Below are 16,813 nucleotides of genomic sequence, written 5' to 3'. Positions count from 1 at the left end.
CTTACCGGAGGTTTTTTTATGAAGCAAGAGAAGCTAGATAAGACACCCGCCAGACTTGATTTTACTCAAAGTATAACAGGTTTAATACTTGCAATATTTATAATGGGGCATATACTGTTTGAAGCATCTATCCTTATAAGTAAAGAGATGATGTATAAAGTAACCATTATGTTTGAGGGTTATTACTTTTTTGGAGAGACATATCCCGGAATAGTATCTTTCTTAGCCGGAGCGATATTTGTTATATTTATTGTTCATGCTGCAATTGCTCTTAGAAAATTTCCTGATAACTACCGTCAACATAAGACTATGAAAAAACATGCACTTGGTATGAAGCATGAAGACACATCTTTATGGCTTATCCAACTCTCAACAGGTTTTATAATGTTTTTTATAGGAAGTGTGCATCTATATATGATGATGAGTGAACCATCAGATATAGGTCCGTATGCATCTTCACACCGTGTAGTACATGAGATGCTTGCTCCTTTATATATACTGCTTTTATTTTCAGTTATAACCCATGCTTTTATAGGTCTTTACAGACTTGCTTTAAAATGGGGCTTTATGGAAGGCAAAAACACAAAAGTTTCACGTGCAAGGTATAAGGTTTTAATGAGAATTTTTATAGTTGTTTATATTTTACTTGGTATGGCTTCTTTGGCAAAATATATAAGCATCGGACTTGAACATGATTTTAGCGACGGTGTTAAGTATAAAAGCAAGACAATAAAAATGGAGAACCACTAATGAAAGTAATTTATACGGATGTTTTAATAATCGGTGGTGGTTTAGCAGGTCTTAGAGTCGCTACAGGTGTAAAAGAGCGTGGACACGATGCCGTTGTTTTATCACTCGTTCCGCCTAAACGTTCACACTCTGCAGCTGCACAAGGCGGTATGCAGGCATCTTTAGCAAACTCAAAGATGGGTGAGGGCGATAATGAAGACGTGCACTTTGAAGATACCATAAAGGGGAGTGACTGGGGAGCCGATCAAGTAGTTGCACGTATGTTTACACATTGTGCTCCAAAAGCTATCCGTGAACTTGCTCACTGGGGTGTGCCTTGGACTAGGGTAAAAAGAGGTGACAGACAATCAATCATAAATGCACAAAAAGTGACTATTACGGAAAAAGACGAAGCACATGGACTTATAACTGCACGTGACTTTGGCGGGACAAAAAAATGGCGTACCTGCTACACGTCAGACGGTACAGGTCACTCGATGCTTTATGCCATGGATAATAAGGCACATGAAGATAAAGTAGAGATTCACGAACGCCTTGAAGCTATGGCGCTTATTCATGAGAACGGCAGATGCTACGGTGCAGTTGCAAGAAACCTTATGAGCGGTGAACTTGTTGCTTATGTATCTAAAGCTACTACCGTTGCAACTGGTGGATACGGACGCATCTATGAAGTCTCTACAAATGCGATTATCTGTCAGGGTACGGGTCAAGCACTGGCTTTAGAGAGTGGGGTGGCAACTTTGGGAAATATGGAAGCTATACAGTTTCACCCCACAGCCATAGTACCTGTTGGAATCTTGACAACTGAGGGTTGTCGTGGTGACGGCGGACTTCTTTTAGATAAAGACGGTTATAGATTTATGCCTGATTATGAGCCTGATAAAAAAGAGCTGGCAAGCCGTGATGTCGTAAGTCGTCGTATGACCGAGCATATGAGAAAAGGTAAAGGTGTAAAAAGCCGTTACGGAGATCATTTATGGCTTGATATAACCATTTTAGGACGTGAGCATATTGAGAAAAATCTTCGTGAAGTTAAAGAGATATGTGAGAACTTTTTGGGGATAGATCCCGCAGAAGAGTGGATTCCGGTTCGCCCGACACAGCACTACTCTATGGGTGGTATTCGTACAAAATATACCGGTGAATCTCAAACACTAAAAGGTCTATACTCTTGCGGTGAAGCAGCTTGTTGGGATATGCACGGTTTTAATCGCTTAGGCGGGAATTCGGTAAGTGAGACTGTAGTATCCGGAATGCTCGTAGCCGAATATATATCGGACTTTTTAGATACGCCTGATAGCGATATTACAATCCATACGAAAAAAGTTTCAGAATTTTTAAAACAAGAACAAGACAAATTGGACAAACTTTTATCCAATCACGGCGGGGAAGATGCATATGTACTCCGTCGCCGTATGGAGAAAATCATGATGGAGAAAGTGGGCATCTTTAGAAACGGCAAGGATTTAAAAGAAGCTGTAGATGAACTTGAAGAGCTTTTAATCAGAAGTAAAAATATAGATGTTTTCCGCTCAAAAAGCCGTGCTGCAAATCCTGCCTTGGTAAATGCATATCGTACACAAAAGATGATTAGGGTAGCACTTACGGTTGCTATGGGAGCGTATTTGAGAGAGGAGAGCCGAGGGGCACATTCGCGTGAAGACTTTCCTGAGAGAAACGATGAAAAATGGCTAAAACGTACTATCACTTCATGGCCGGATCCTGAACAAACACTACCGACAGTGACATATGAGGATATAGATATATCAGAGATGGAGATGCCTCCAGGATTTAGAGGATACGGTAAGGATATGACTATACATAACGAGTTAACCAAAGATGCTCAAGAGAGAGTTGATTCCATAAGGGCTAAAATGGAAGCCGAAGGCAAGAACAGGTTTGAGATTCAAGAAGTCCTGATGCCCTTTAAAGATAAGCTTCCGAAAAAGTATCAAGGCAGAAATGAGAGATTAAACGAAAGGTTGGAAAATGAGTAGCGAAGAAAAACCGAGAATTTTAAAAATAGACATACTTAGATTTGATCCGCATGATCCGGAAGACTTTCCAAAAATGGAGCGTTTTGAAGTTGAAGAAGCCGATGGAATGACACTTTTTGTCGTTTTAAACGATATACGTGAACATCACGATAACTCTCTAAAGTATGACTTTGTATGTCGTGCAGGTATTTGCGGAAGTTGTTCGATGCTTGTAAACGGTCGTCCTACTTTAGCGTGCCGTACACTCACTTCAAAGCTAGATGAGCACATAACATTAGCACCGCTTCCGCTTTTTGAGCTTATAGGTGATCTGTCCGTATTTACGGGTAAGTGGATGCGTGGATTAAATGAAAAATTAGAGACTTGGATACACGATAAAGAAAATGAACTAAATGTAGATAAACTAGAAGAAAAGATGGAACCTGAATTAGCAGATGAGATTTATGAGTTGGATAGATGTGTAGAATGTGGCTGTTGTGTGGCAGGTTGTGGTACAATACAGATGCGACCATTTTTTAAAGGGGCAGTAGGACTTAATAAAATAGCACGTTACCATTTAGATCCAAGAGATAAAAGAAGTGACGAGGACTATTACGAGTTGATTGGAAATGAAGACGGTGTTTTTGGTTGTATGACGCTTTTAGGATGTGAAGACGTATGCCCTAAAAATTTACCGTTGCAAAGTAAAATAGCATACTTAAGACGTATGATGTTAAAAACGGCAGTTAAAAATTAAATAAATATATATAGATAAAGGGTAAAAATTAATGAGCGGTGAAGAGTTAATAAAAAGATTTGAGAGTGCGGACTGTAATGAGAATAAAGTTTTTTATCAAGCTATGGAAGAGGTTATTTACTCAATAGCACCTTTGTTGGAATCAGATGAAAGGTATAGGCAAAACTCTATAATCGAGCGTTTGGTAGTACCCGATAGAGTCATAAAGTTTAAAGTTGTTTGGATGGACGACAATCAAAATATCCAAGTAAATACTGGTTACCGTGTTCAGTTTAACAACGCTTTAGGACCGTACAAAGGCGGACTTCGTTTTCATCCTACCGTGAACGAGGGTGTTTTGAAGTTTTTGGCGTTTGAGCAGATATTTAAAAACTCTTTAACAGGGCTTCCAATAGGTGGCGGTAAAGGGGGAAGCGATTTTGATCCTAAAGGGAAAAGCGACTTTGAAGTTATGAAGTTCTGTTCTGCATTTATGACCGAACTTCATAAGTATATAGGTGCTCGTATAGACGTACCTGCGGGAGATATCGGCGTAGGTGCACGCGAGATAGGTTATCTTTTTGGAGAGTATAAAAAAATCACATCTTCATATGATGGAATCCTAACCGGTAAACCTTTTATGTTTGGCGGTTCTTTAATGCGTCCTGAAGCTACAGGATACGGGCTTATATATTTTACTCAAACTATGTTGGAACTTGAAGAAAAAGAACCACTTGCAGGAAAAATATGTACGGTAAGCGGTAGCGGAAACGTAGCACTTCATGCTATAGAAAAGCTTTACCACTTAGGTGCTATACCTGTTTCGTGTTCAGATTCCAGAGGTACTATTCATGATCCAAAAGGGGTTGATTTAGAACTTTTAAAAGAGATGAAATTTGTTAGACGCGTATCTTTGGAAGATTATGTAGATACTCATCCGGATGCAAAGTATATACCTAAAGAAGATTACCCCGAGGAAGCTCATGCAGTATGGGATATACCATGTTATGCTGCATTTCCGTGTGCTACTCAAAATGAACTGACAGGTATGGATGCACAAAACCTTATAGCAAACGGTGTTGAAGTTGTGGCAGAGGGTGCAAATATGCCATCGACTCCAAAAGCGATAAACGACTTTTTATCTCATAAAATATGTTTCGCTCCTGCAAAAGCTGCAAATGCAGGCGGTGTTGCCGTTAGTGAATTTGAGATGGCGCAAAATGCGGCTATGGGTAAATGGAGTTTTGAAAAAGTTGATGAGAGACTTAAAACCACTATGCAGCAGATCGCAAAACGCGTAGTTTTAACGGCTCAGGATTACGGAGTTGATGGAAATTACGTAGATGGTGCAAATATAGCAGGTTTTAAAAGAGTAGCAGATGCTATGATAGCTGAAGGTATATAGACGTGAATCCTTTTTTTAGTGAGTTACTCTCAAAAATAAGGGGAATAAATGATTATCAACTTATTCAAGATATAAATGTTGTTCTAAATAGTTTTGGTCTGAGTGTAGTAAAAATAATTCTTATACTTTTTATATCTCTATTTTTATTTATACTTAGAAAATATTTTTATTCTTTTGTAGAGAAAATATTTGTAAAGCTTAACTACACTAAAAAAAAGTCACATGAAATATTATTATCTCTAAAGAGTGTGTTTGAATATTTACTGATATTTGTAAATCTTGAAATTATTATATATATCTATAATGGTTTTAAATCCATAGAGTTTGTCAGTATGTTTTTTAATATAATTTATATCATAATGCTGACACTTGCAGTTTATAAAGTAGTAAATAAGATAGCAGCTATAAAAATAAATACTATAGACAGCTCAAAATCAAAAATAAAAGCATCGGTTATAAACGTAGGTATGAAAATAGTTAACTTCGTTATTTTAATAACTGGTTTACTTGTAATACTTCACTCGGCAGGCGTAAACTTAACAGCCGTACTATCTGGTCTTGGTATCGGTGGTTTTGCCGTAGCTCTGGCTGCTAAAGATTCTCTTGCTAACTTTTTTGGAACACTCTCAATCCTTTTAAGCGATACATTCAGACAAGGTGATTGGATAGTGGCTGATGGAGTTGAAGGTACGGTTGTTGAGATAGGTCTGAGAGTAACCATAATCCGTACGTTTGATAATGCACTTATATCCGTTCCAAATGCAAACCTTGCAAATGCAGATATCAAAAACTGGAACAGACGCGAACTTGGTCGTCGCATCAAAATGAGTCTTGGTGTTAAGTATGATTCAAAAAGAGAAGATATTAAAAACGCTATCGAAGATATAAGGGAGATGCTAATAAATCATCCGCAAATAGCTTCGCAAAACACCGAAATAAACAGAAGTACAAAAAAAGAAGCAAAGATGATATCGTATGAAGATGCACACGGTATCAAACAGACACTTTTAGTTTACCTGGATGAGTTTGGTGCTTCTAGTATAAACATACTTGTATATTGTTTCTCAAAAACCGTTAACTGGGCTGAATGGCTTGAAGTCAAAGAAGACGTTATGCACAAAATAATGGAAATCTTTGAAAAAAATAACTTAGAATTTGCTTTCCCTTCTATGTCTATTTATAAAGAGAATTAATATTGTTATATAAAAGTAAATATCAATAATTATATATACTATTTGACTTTTAAAAATAAAACAATGAATTTATGTTGTTTTTAATGTAGAAATAATATTTGGTATATATAATACCATGTAACAAAAAAAACTAAGGATTGTTTATGAAAAAATTAACTGCTGTAATTGTTATTGCTATAACATTATTATTGTCTGGATGTAGTTCAAAAGTATTAGGAGAACCTAAGGCTAGATATAAACCAACTTATGTTGATAAGATACCTGAAAGTGAATTGGCTTATTTAAAACTTGCAAATGGAGTTGGTATATGGTCTGTAGATGGTAAAAGAATAGTTAGTGCTGCAAGACTAATGTTTGGAAACGGTGATGACTCTGTAAAAATTAAAGAAGGTCCACATAACTTTAGACTTAGATATAAAAAAACTGACTTTACTTTAGGTACTGCACATTATGAAAAGGGACATGAGTATTTTCTAGATTATGTAGCTAATAGTTCAAGTATTTCTTTCTGGGTGAAGGATATGACTACTAACAAAGTTATTTTAGGAAAAGAAATTAAAGATGAAGAGGACTAAACCTTTTTACCCTTTAATTATCCCTTCCCCTGAGGTTGAATCTTCACTTTTAATAGTAAATTGAAAATATTTTAATTTGTCAAGAAACACCCACTTGGTCGTAATAGTATTTAAAATCATTATATGATTCTGAGATAAGATTCATTTACAGGGGTGTAATTTATAATTTTTTATATTTAAAGACAGTTATGACACAAAAGAAGCTATGAATGATGCACTAGGAAATTCACTAACCAACAGACTAAACCAAGCAACAGATAATGCACTTAACAGTACAACTTATACAACTTCAAGTAATGATTATGTAAAATCAGGAACAACAACTGTCAATAATCTTATTATACAGAATGGTGGGGTTGAGTATAAACAGCTTGCAAAAGATGAGATAAAACACATACAAACAGTCTCAAAAGACTATGCAAAACAAAAAGGTATAAGTGAAGATGAAGCATATAATAAACTTTACGATAGAGCAATGTACGCAGTAGATTCAGATAGTAGAAAAGATAATGCTCCTATTACAAAAGAACAACAAGAAAAAGGTTTTATATCTGCTACTAATGAAACACTAGAAGAAATAAATGAAGATATAGCTTTATTAAGAAATACTTCAAATGGAAAACAAATTTTTGATGTATATGATGAAGGTAATATGCATACACAAGATATGTTTACAGCCACACAAAAACAAGCAAATAATCCAGATTATGATCTTGACAACTCTATGGGATTACAAGACCAATCTTTAGGTTTAGTTCCAGCAACTAAAGTTGGAACTACAACTGTGAAAGGTGTAGCAACAATAGCAAATCAAGGTGCTAAAAAAGTAGATGATGTAATATTAAATACTGGGATAAAGGTGGATAATTATTTAAAAAATAATATACATGAAAATGCAAGTCAAAATACTGTTGATTTTTTAAATGGATTCAATGCTCAATATCCAAAACCAGATGTTAAGTACCCATATATTAATTCGCATACAGCAGGATATATAACAAAAAAAATTGTGACAAAGGTAGCAGAGTAAAGCATGAAAAAAGTTTTAGGATTATTTTTTGGGTTATATTTGCTATATTCAGCTTATGATGTTTATATAAGTGGTAGGTTTTCCCCAGATGGGTATTATGAAATAGAATTGGGAGTTTTTAAGTATTTAGTTACATCAGTTTTTGCACTTTTAGGTTTCTTAGTTGTATATAAAACTATTAATAGAAATGAAAAGATTTCTGTTAATAATGAAACTTTGATTGAATATTCCAAATGCCCAAAGTGTAAAAAAAGTTATAACTATTCAGAGCTAAAAGACGGTATGTGTCCAACATGTAATGTTAAAACAATAGAGATGGAAGAGTACTTTAAAAAGTATCCTGAAGAATTGAATGATGTGTAAATTACAAATAGATGTAGATGCAATAGAACAATTGGCAACAAACAAAGAATTGGCAGATAAACTAGCAGACCCTAACCTAGATGAATCAGAAAAACAAGAGATGCTAAATGCAGTAGCAGTTACAGTAATGAAAGAGTTAGGTTATACACCAAACGAAACTAAAGTAGTCTCTACAGATGAAGCGGGAAGAGATGGTGAGTCAGTAAAAGGTCACTATAACGAAGGTACAAATACCAACTACATAAACGATAAAAATAATAACTCTACAAATGACCTAGTAGCAACAACAGGACATGAAATAACCCACGCGATGGATAAACAAGAAGGTACATTCAAAGCAGGAGATGCAGACCAAAACACTTACGCAAATAATTTTGGTTCAGACCTAAGCTTTTATACAGGTGCGGCACTAGATTATACTCACTCTACAAGTATGGCAGATACAAACAACCACACACAATCAAAGTCACTAGAAGCATACCTACAACTACAACAAAACAACCAAGAATTTAAAAATGTTGATAAGCAGGAGGGGGATAATTTAACATATCAAGAAGCCCAACAAGCACAAAGAGAAGCAAATGAATTTGGAGTAAGTTTAACAATTACAAAAGATAAAACATCTATGGGTGGTTATGTTGCTGTGCCTCCAGAAGTGGCAGCAGAACTTGCTTCAAGTGGTACACCAATGACACAACAAGAAAAAGATAAAATGGCACAAGATATAAAAGATGGTGTAGTTACTGGTGTAGAAAATGTTAATAAGGCTTCTTATCCATTAGCTGTAGGTAATGCAGTAGTTGGAAACGAATTTGGAGCAGCTTTTTTTGGAACGGTAGGAGTTTTTACTGATGGTGCATTACTAGTATTAGATAAAAAATCAACTGAAAGTGTGGTAAGAGATAGTATTGTAGATACTATAAAACCACCAGGATGGAAAGGTGAAGTTGCTGGAACTATTTTAAAAGAAACAGTTAACTACCTTGAAAAAAAAGATAGCAAGAAAGAAGAGAAGAAATAATGAAATGTGAAAAAGAAAAAAAGAAAGCATTTTTTGGATTTATATTTTTAATAATAATGTTTTTGTTACGGTTTGCTAAAGATTATTTTGATACATCATTGATTTTAATTTTAATGGTTATTTTCTTTTTATTAACACTCCTTTATATTATTCCATATATAAGGTGCTTGAAGAAGTTTAATGAACCATTCCATAAGTTTTGATATTACTAAAGATACAGAGAAGTCAAAGAGTGTTAGCATAGGCGCATCTATGGGAGTAGGAGGAGGAGCAGTTAGCAGCAGAAACTACGAAACCACACCCCTGCAGTTGAATCTCCACTTTTAGTAGTAAATTGAAAATATTTCAATCTGTCAAGAAACACCCACTTGGTCGTAGTAATGTTTAAAATTATCATATGATTCTGAGATATATTTTGTAATAAGTAAGCCTATCTCTTTAAAAAGCTTTTTATCTTCATCACTCCAAACCCGTTCATATGAGCACTGATGCAAACCAAGAGCTAGGACATCTCCCTTTGGAGAATAGATAGGCATAGAAATCTGAGCGTTTATTTTAAAAGTTTCCATAAGCATTTCAGGAATTGGAACGTCCCCTTTAGCTCCAAATGTTACTACATCTTTTTTCTCATGCAATGTTTTACAAACAGATGCTACAGATTCATCCATCATAAGATCTTGACCGACATCATTTGCACTAAACCACTCGTCTGCAGTACATTCAATCGCTCTCCATTGTAAAGCATCCGGAGCACAAGGGTAAAATAAATAAGCCCTATCACATTCATATATTGCAAATAAAATTTCTACAATATCCTGCATAGCATTTTTAAAATCACTTGTGTTATTTAAAACATCATTTACAGCTTTTATACACTTAATATGATTTGTTGAAAAAGAGTTATCCATTGAAACCTCCTTAATTGTGTTATTATGACATAGTTTATCCTAAAATTACAAAAAATACACCCATGAGTTTGAATCTCCGTTTTAAAGATGTATAGTCAACTTCTCTGCTAACTCTAAAATCTCATCTTTACGAGTAAGCCCGTCTATAAACCTTTGCGGGATACCTTGGATTCCAACTTGTGCACCGACTAAAGCTCCAGTTAGCATAGCTCTTGCCATATTTTGTCCGCCACCGTTTAGTGCGTGTAACACGGCACTTTCAAAGTCGTCTTTATAGCTAGCCGTTAAAAAGTAAACTGACGGGACTATGTGGTAGATTGCACAAGGCATCCCGTACACCAGTGATGCTTTCCATGCAGGTTCTATTTTTATGCTTTCATCTTCCACTGCTTGGGTGATGAACATCGGAGTCAGCAGTGCATCGGGTGAAGAGAAAACACCTTCTCTACTTGGTTCTTTTACACCGACTTTTGGAGGATTGAAGTTATCTGATGTAACTGCATGAAAAGGTAGTTTTTTCTCTTTTACCATATCCATGAGTTTAGCTGATAGCTTAGAGTCAAAAGCCTCACCCATGATAAGCTGAGAAAGAACAGCAGAAAAAGCAACGGTGATGGATGCAACAGTTGCATCTACCTGTGTGACATTAGTATTTTGCCAAACGTATCTTGCCATCTCTTTTGGGTATTTTGCATAGTATATGGCAATAGCCAAAACCCTCTCAATAGCCTCTGTCGTATCGGCTAAGGTGCCTATCTCATCCCAAGAGTGTTTTCCTTTTACTCTTTGTTTGTAAGACTCTCTGATGGATTGCGAGGTATATCCTCCCGGACCCGAGTTTGGAGTGCCGTCTATTTTAGTAAATAGATCTTCATCTAGTTTGTTGGTAAAATCATCATTATTATAACCCCCGTTTTCAATGAGAGATTTTGTAAGAAGTTCAAGTATAAACCCTGCCTGTGAATTATCACCCGCTTTTAGTCCTGCGTGGTAACGTCCCTCTTTTGGAGTGGTGTAATCGTCTATCCACTCCCCGTAGTCTTTATACTGTTCTTGTAAGTCGTAGTACCAGTGAGGACCAAGACCAAGCGCATCCCCTATAAATGCACCGACAAGTGCTCCTTTGGCTCTATCTTTAACTAAAACATTTTTCATAATAAATCCTTATACTTCTACTATTCTAATAAACAAAGATACGATTGTCAAGAATATGCTACAATTTCAGAAAAATTGAGAGGATGGCGTTTATATGGCTGATGATGCTGAGAAAACAGAAGAACCCACCTCCAAGAAAATTGAAGACGCCAGAAAAGAGGGAAATGTCCCTAAAAGCCAAGATGCCTCGGGTGTCGGTACTCTTTTTGTAGCAATTCTCGCTTTTTTATTACTCTTTCCTTTTATGGGAAGTCATATTATTAAACTTTTTCAGTACTATTTTTCTATGCAGGGAACACCTCTGGATTCAAGAATCATGGTAGATATAGCCGTAGTAACCATTAGAGAATTTTTAATCATAATTATGCCCTTGGCTATTGCCGTTGCCATCGCAGGTATTATAGCTGCACTTGCACAGTTTGGGTTTTTGTTTACCACAAAAGCAATCGTACCTGACATAAAAAAAATAGACCCTATAAAGGGTACAAAAAACCTTTTTTCTATGAAAAAACTTATAGAGGGCATCAAGGTAACCTTTAAGTCTTTTACCACTTTAGGCGTTGGTTTTATCTTTTTCCTGTTTTTTATAAAAGAGTTGCCCACAGTAGCACTCTTTGGCCTTGGAGACCAGATAGACTGGTTAAAAGACAAAGCCTTAATCATAGCTCTTGTTATGCTTTTGATAATATTCGTTTTTGCCGTAATAGACATAATAATAGTGAGAAAACAATACTTTGACGGCTTAAAGATGAGTAAACAAGAAGTAAAAGATGAGATGAAAAATATGGAAGGGGATCCTTTAGTTAAATCTAAAATTCGTCAAATCCAGATGCAGGCAAGCAGAAAAAGGATGATGGCGGAAGTGCCAAATGCAGATGTAGTCGTAACAAATCCTACACACTTTGCAGTAGCCCTAAAATATGATGAACAAAGAAGCCATGCCCCTATAGTCGTTGCCAAAGGTAAAGACAATGTAGCACTTCAGATTAAAAAAATAGCACGTGAAGCTGGTGTACATGTTATGCAAGACCCACCTCTAGCACGTGCACTTTACAAAGAAGTAGAAGTTGACAAACCGATACCTGAAGCACTTTTTGCAGCTGTAGCCGAAGTATTAGCATATGTATATAAGGCGAATAAAAAGAAAAACTAGTATAATTGCAAAAATATTAGAGAAGAGTTTTTTTGTTAAATATAGATGATATTAATGGTGCCAAGCATATTGTCATAACTTTGCCAAGCGATGCGACCGATAGTCAAGTCGCATCGGCAAATGCATTGTACTCATTCATTTTAACGCTTCATAAAAAAGTATCTTTATACTCTACTCATGTTGATTTTGGAAAAAATTTATATTTTTTACCGTGGATGGATAAGTTAAAAAACTCTTATCCCTCTTCGGCAGACTTAGAAATAAAAGTCAAAAAATGTGAAGATATATTTGTCTTTTTTAACAAAAATAACATTAAGTTAAACTCTAAAACGGCTACATCTTTGTACGCAGCACTTATTTCCAAAACACAAGGCTTTTTAAAAGACGTGGATGCAGGCGTATTTGAGAATGCAAAAAAGTTTCTTGAAGCAGGAGCAGAAGTTGATAGCTGTAATGAAAACATACTAAACCACATCTCTTTGGCGGCTTTGAGGTTAAAAGCTACATTATTTAGTAAAATGCTACTGATAGATGAAGCAAAAACAGCTTTGTTTAATTTAGATGATGAAGACTTAAAGAGTAGCGGAGCATCTATAAAAGATGCAAAATTTATACTAAAAGATGCTCTATCTTTACCAAGTGTTAAAACAGTCATAGTAAAGTACGAAAATAAAGAGATAATAAGAGAAGGAGAATAAATTTGAGAAGAAGAAATAACAACGGTTCATCTATAGGCGTACTTATTTTATTTGCATTGATTATAGGTGGAGGTGTATATCTGTATAACTCAAAAATGTTTGAGAGAGATATGCCAAATATTACTCTAAATACAAACGGATATTGGAATTTAAAAAAACCGCTGGAGTTAAATATTGAGGATTCGAGCGGTATAAAATCATATAAAGTTGTTTTAAAAACTTCTTCTTCAAAAAAAATTCTTTATTCAGAACAACCTCTTTCACTTCAAAGTAAAATAGATATAAAAGTCGAACCTCCTCGTAGTGCATATGCTATGAAAGATAAAAGCGTTACTCTAATTATTGAAGCCAGTGATAGCAGTAAATGGAATTTTTTAAACGGAAATACGATTGTTAAAGAATTTGATTTAAAAATAGATAAAAAAAGACCTTCTGTTGTTACTGTCGCACACTCTTATAAAATAACAAAAGGTGGTTCGGCTATCGTTATCTTTAAAGCAGAAGATGAAAACTTAAAAGATATGTACATTCAAACCAGTTTTGATAAAAAATTTATAGCACAACCTTTTTATAAAGAGGGATACTACATTTCTTTATTGGCATGGCCCGTAACAAAATCAAATTTTAAAGCTACTATAGTTGCAAAAGATTATGCAGGAAACAGTGCTAAGAGTTATATACCACTTTATCTAAAAAATAAAAACTATAGAATATCGCGAATAAGAATAAGCGATAAATTTTTGCATGGAAAAATTGCTGAACTTGCAGATGAGTTTTTAGAAACTCAGGGAATAGACAATCCACTTGAACAATTTAAAGTTATAAATGAAGATATACGTGCCAAAAATGAAGAACTGATTCATAATATAACTTCAAAAGTTTCAAAAGAAAAAATCACACAGTTTAATATTAAAAAAATGTACCCGCTTAAAAATGCACAAGTCGTAGCAACATTCGGAGATCATAGAAAGTATCTTTATAATGGAAATTACATTAGTGAATCTTACCATTTAGGATTAGACCTTGCTTCAAATGCAATGGCAGAGATTAAACCGCAAAATAGCGGAGACGTAGTATATTCTGATTTTAACGGATTATATGGTAATATGCCTATAATACACCACGGTTTAGGTTTATATACTTTATATGGTCACTGTTCAAGCGTGAATGTAAATAGTGGAGATTTTGTAAATTCCGATGATTCTATATCCAGAACCGGTAAAAGTGGTTATGCTATGGGTGACCACTTGCATTTTGGAGTACTTGTTCAAGGTATAGAAGTTCGTCCTGCAGAGTGGATGGATACTGCTTGGATAAAACTAAATATTACGGATGTTATAAACAATGCTAAAAATATTATTGATGGAAAGTAAGGTTATAATATGAAAAATTTCTCGCCTATAGGCGTAGCTTTAGTGATAGGAATTTTGCAAAGAATTCACTTCTTTGTAAAAGGAGATAAATAATGTATCAAAGCACAATAAAAAAAAGTGTTGAACTAGTCGGTATAGGACTTCATAAAGGCTCACCTGTTAAGTTAAAACTTGAACCTCTTGAAGCTAACAGCGGTATCGTTTTTTACCGAAATGATGTGGATGTAGCTATACCGCTTACTCCAGAAAATGTCGTCGATACAAAAATGGCGACGGTTATAGGAAAAGACGGTAATGTTATCTCTACGATTGAGCATCTATTATCTGCCGTATATGCTTACGGAATAGATAATTTAAAAGTTATAGTGGATGCAGATGAAGTACCTGTAATGGATGGAAGCAGTGCAAGTTTTTGTATGCTTTTGGATGAAGCTGGAAGACACGAATTAAGCGAGCCTAAAAAGGTAATGCGTATTAAAAAAGAAGTAGTCGTTCAAGAGGGTGAAAAGTATGTCAAACTTTCTCCCTCACCTGATTTGAACTATGACTTTACCATCAAGTTCCCGCATCCGATAATAAAACAACAAGATTATTCTTTAAAGTTTACGAAACAGGCCTATAAAGATGAGATTTCACGTGCTAGAACTTTCGGTTTTGTTCAAGAGGTTCAATATCTCCGCTCAAAAGGTTTAGCACTAGGCGGCTCGCTTGAAAATGCAGTAGTTCTTGATGATAAAAAAGTTTTAAACCCTGAGGGTTTAAGATATTCAGATGAGTTTGTAAGACATAAAATACTAGATGCTATAGGTGATATGAGCCTTATTGGGATGAACTTCATAGGCAATTATGAAGCTATGGCAGGAAGCCATGACTTAAACCATAAACTAACGGTTGAACTATTAAAGTCTGAAGAGAACTACGAAGTTATAGAGCTTGTGGGCGAGAAAACAAAAGAGTTAGAAAAAGCATATGCTTAAAAGTGTAGATGTAGTTTGTGTGACTCTCTCATCTCCGATTTTAATCGGGATTTATGAGGATAAAAAACTTATAGAGACTATATCGACGGGCGAGAAATCATCAGAGGTTTTACCAAAAATTTTTGAAGATATTTTAAAAAAATATGATGTAAAAAAACTGTTTTATGCCAAAGGTCCGGGAAGCTTTATGGCTATTAAAATTACCTATATATTTTTAAAATCACTCTCGATTTTAAAAAATATCCCACTTTTTGCAACAGATGCGTTTTATTTTAATAAAAATCAACCTATAAAAGCGATAGGAAAGCTATTTTTTGTTAAAATCTCTACTAAAATAGAAACTCATAAGCTAGAAAAAGCACCCGTGAGCAAATTTGAGCTAAAAGATGTGCTTGAGTATGATGAGTTCGATGAAAACACAACGCCCTTATATGCAATAGGAGCAGTTGGTTAGGAAACAAATTGGAAATTAGCGTACCGGCTACAAGTGCAAATCTAGGACCGGGTTTTGACTCACTGGGACTAGCAGTCGATTTAAGAAATAAAGTTGAATTTCATCCGTCGAAATTTTTTAGCGTATCTATAAAAGGCGAGGGTGAAAATAACCCAAGGCTAAAAGGAAACAACCTTTTTATCGGTATATTTAACGAGCATTACACTCGTCTAACAAAGAAAAAACAAAATTTTAAATTTACATTTTACAATCAAATACCTATGTCAAGGGGTCTTGGAAGTTCATCTGCGGTTATAGTTTCCGCTGTAGCATCTGCACATGAAGCGGCAGGCATCAGAGTAAGTAAAAGACGCATCTTAAACCATGCACTTGTGTATGAGAATCATCCGGATAACATCACGCCTGCGGTTATGGGTGGGTTTAATGCCGCTACGGTAGAGAAAAATAAAGTTTTCTCTCAAAAAAAACATCTTCCCGATTATATAAAAGCCGTAGTGATTATTCCAAATAAACAGATGAACACTTCACGTTCACGTACGGTTTTGCCAAAATCATACTCAAAGGACAATGCTGTTTATAACTTGTCTCATACGGCACTAAGTGTTGCTTCGTTTTTTAATGAAGACTGGGAGATGCTTCGTCTTGCATCTCATGACAGATTTCATCAAAAAGCCAGAATGAAGATGCTACCTGAACTTTTTGCAGTTCAGAAAGTTGCATATGAGAGTGGAGCTCTTATGAGTACCTTAAGCGGAAGCGGATCTACGTTTTTTAATATGGTATATGATGAAGATGCAGCTATGATTTCTAATAAATTAAAGCAGAAATTTCCTGAATTTAGCGTCAAAACACTAGATTTTGATAATAATGGTCTAATTATAGAGCGATAAGCTATTAAAAAAAGTAAGATTTAGATATAATGGCGAAAAATTTTTACCAAGCAAGCAGAATGTGTATATCTTGTAGGGAGAGGGACTTCCAACAAAATATGCTCAGACTAAGATGTATAGATGGAAATATAGAGATTTTTAATGGCTCTGGTAGAA

General features: G+C 35.2%; 17 protein-coding genes. 15 read left to right on the top strand and 2 right to left on the bottom strand.

Annotation, left to right across the window (positions count from 1 at the left end; genetic code table 11):
• The first annotated feature begins 18 nt into the window (after positions 1 to 18).
• From FJR48_RS07335 to FJR48_RS07295, 9 genes are all read left to right on the top strand, one after another.
• The gene (locus tag FJR48_RS07335) at positions 19 to 750 is read left to right on the top strand and encodes a fumarate reductase cytochrome b subunit (protein WP_152307499.1); all 732 of its coding nucleotides are present in this window, start codon (positions 19 to 21) and stop codon (positions 748 to 750) included.
• Positions 750 to 2,747 carry a fumarate reductase flavoprotein subunit gene (locus tag FJR48_RS07330; RefSeq protein WP_152307498.1) on the top strand — a complete coding sequence of 666 codons (1,998 nt, stop codon included), beginning with the start codon at positions 750 to 752 and terminating at the stop codon, positions 2,745 to 2,747. The genes FJR48_RS07335 and FJR48_RS07330 overlap by 1 nt, the downstream gene beginning before the upstream one ends.
• Positions 2,740 to 3,483, top strand: a complete 744-nt coding sequence (locus FJR48_RS07325) for a fumarate reductase iron-sulfur subunit (protein ID WP_152307497.1) — start codon at positions 2,740 to 2,742, stop codon at positions 3,481 to 3,483. Before FJR48_RS07330 ends, FJR48_RS07325 begins: the two co-directional genes overlap by 8 nt.
• A 31-nt stretch (positions 3,484 to 3,514) precedes the next feature.
• Positions 3,515 to 4,867 carry an NADP-specific glutamate dehydrogenase gene (gdhA, locus tag FJR48_RS07320; protein ID WP_152307496.1) on the top strand — a complete coding sequence of 451 codons (1,353 nt, stop codon included), beginning with the start codon at positions 3,515 to 3,517 and terminating at the stop codon, positions 4,865 to 4,867.
• Between the two features lie 2 nt (positions 4,868 to 4,869).
• Positions 4,870 to 6,060, top strand: a complete 1,191-nt coding sequence (locus FJR48_RS07315) for a mechanosensitive ion channel family protein (protein WP_241856030.1) — start codon at positions 4,870 to 4,872, stop codon at positions 6,058 to 6,060.
• 143 nt (positions 6,061 to 6,203) lie between these two features.
• Positions 6,204 to 6,635, top strand: coding sequence for a hypothetical protein (locus tag FJR48_RS07310; protein ID WP_152307494.1), 432 nt, complete (start codon positions 6,204 to 6,206; stop codon positions 6,633 to 6,635).
• A 205-nt stretch (positions 6,636 to 6,840) separates the two neighbouring features.
• The gene (locus FJR48_RS07305) at positions 6,841 to 7,665 is read left to right on the top strand and encodes a hypothetical protein (protein ID WP_152307493.1); all 825 of its coding nucleotides are present in this window, start codon (positions 6,841 to 6,843) and stop codon (positions 7,663 to 7,665) included.
• 3 nt (positions 7,666 to 7,668) lie between these two features.
• Entirely contained in the window at positions 7,669 to 8,028 is a 360-nt protein-coding gene (locus FJR48_RS07300) for a hypothetical protein (protein ID WP_152307492.1), read from the top strand.
• Positions 8,018 to 9,049, top strand: coding sequence for a hypothetical protein (locus FJR48_RS07295; protein ID WP_188108560.1), 1,032 nt, complete (start codon positions 8,018 to 8,020; stop codon positions 9,047 to 9,049). The genes FJR48_RS07300 and FJR48_RS07295 overlap by 11 nt, the downstream gene beginning before the upstream one ends.
• A gap of 353 nt (positions 9,050 to 9,402) precedes the next feature.
• Here FJR48_RS07295 and FJR48_RS07290 read toward each other — a convergent pair whose 3' ends face one another.
• Both FJR48_RS07290 and FJR48_RS07285 read right to left on the bottom strand, forming a co-directional pair.
• Positions 9,403 to 9,957, bottom strand: coding sequence for a GAF domain-containing protein (locus FJR48_RS07290; RefSeq protein WP_152307490.1), 555 nt, complete (start codon positions 9,955 to 9,957; stop codon positions 9,403 to 9,405).
• A gap of 81 nt (positions 9,958 to 10,038) precedes the next feature.
• Positions 10,039 to 11,112: an ADP-ribosylglycohydrolase family protein gene (locus FJR48_RS07285; protein ID WP_152307489.1), complete on the bottom strand. Its 1,074-nt coding sequence runs from the start codon at positions 11,110 to 11,112 to the stop codon at positions 10,039 to 10,041.
• Between the two features lie 94 nt (positions 11,113 to 11,206).
• On the opposite strand from FJR48_RS07285, the gene flhB reads away from it, so the two are divergent.
• From flhB to thrB, 6 genes are all read left to right on the top strand, one after another.
• Positions 11,207 to 12,265, top strand: a complete 1,059-nt coding sequence (gene flhB / locus FJR48_RS07280; RefSeq protein ID WP_152307488.1) for a flagellar biosynthesis protein FlhB — start codon at positions 11,207 to 11,209, stop codon at positions 12,263 to 12,265.
• 32 nt (positions 12,266 to 12,297) lie between these two features.
• On the top strand, positions 12,298 to 12,963 hold the full coding sequence (locus FJR48_RS07275) for a hypothetical protein (RefSeq protein ID WP_152307487.1): 666 nt from the start codon (positions 12,298 to 12,300) through the stop codon (positions 12,961 to 12,963).
• Between the two features lie 2 nt (positions 12,964 to 12,965).
• A complete protein-coding gene (gene pgp6, locus FJR48_RS07270) occupies positions 12,966 to 14,336 on the top strand; it encodes a peptidoglycan metallopeptidase Pgp6 (protein ID WP_241856029.1) in 1,371 nt (456 codons plus the stop codon).
• 92 nt (positions 14,337 to 14,428) lie between these two features.
• Positions 14,429 to 15,313, top strand: coding sequence for a UDP-3-O-acyl-N-acetylglucosamine deacetylase (lpxC, locus tag FJR48_RS07265; RefSeq protein WP_152307486.1), 885 nt, complete (start codon positions 14,429 to 14,431; stop codon positions 15,311 to 15,313).
• Complete coding sequence (locus tag FJR48_RS07260) at positions 15,306 to 15,767, top strand: hypothetical protein (RefSeq protein ID WP_152307485.1); 462 nt, start codon at positions 15,306 to 15,308, stop codon at positions 15,765 to 15,767. Before lpxC ends, FJR48_RS07260 begins: the two co-directional genes overlap by 8 nt.
• 8 nt (positions 15,768 to 15,775) lie before the next feature.
• Complete coding sequence (thrB, locus tag FJR48_RS07255) at positions 15,776 to 16,657, top strand: homoserine kinase (RefSeq protein WP_152307484.1); 882 nt, start codon at positions 15,776 to 15,778, stop codon at positions 16,655 to 16,657.
• Positions 16,658 to 16,813 lie beyond the last annotated feature (156 nt).

Origin of the sequence: Sulfurimonas lithotrophica (genome assembly GCF_009258225.1) — a bacterium.
GTDB lineage: Bacteria > Campylobacterota > Campylobacteria > Campylobacterales > Sulfurimonadaceae > Sulfurimonas > Sulfurimonas lithotrophica.
The sequence above is the reverse complement of the archived record's forward strand: the minus strand, read 5'-3'. Positions and strand labels throughout refer to the sequence as shown.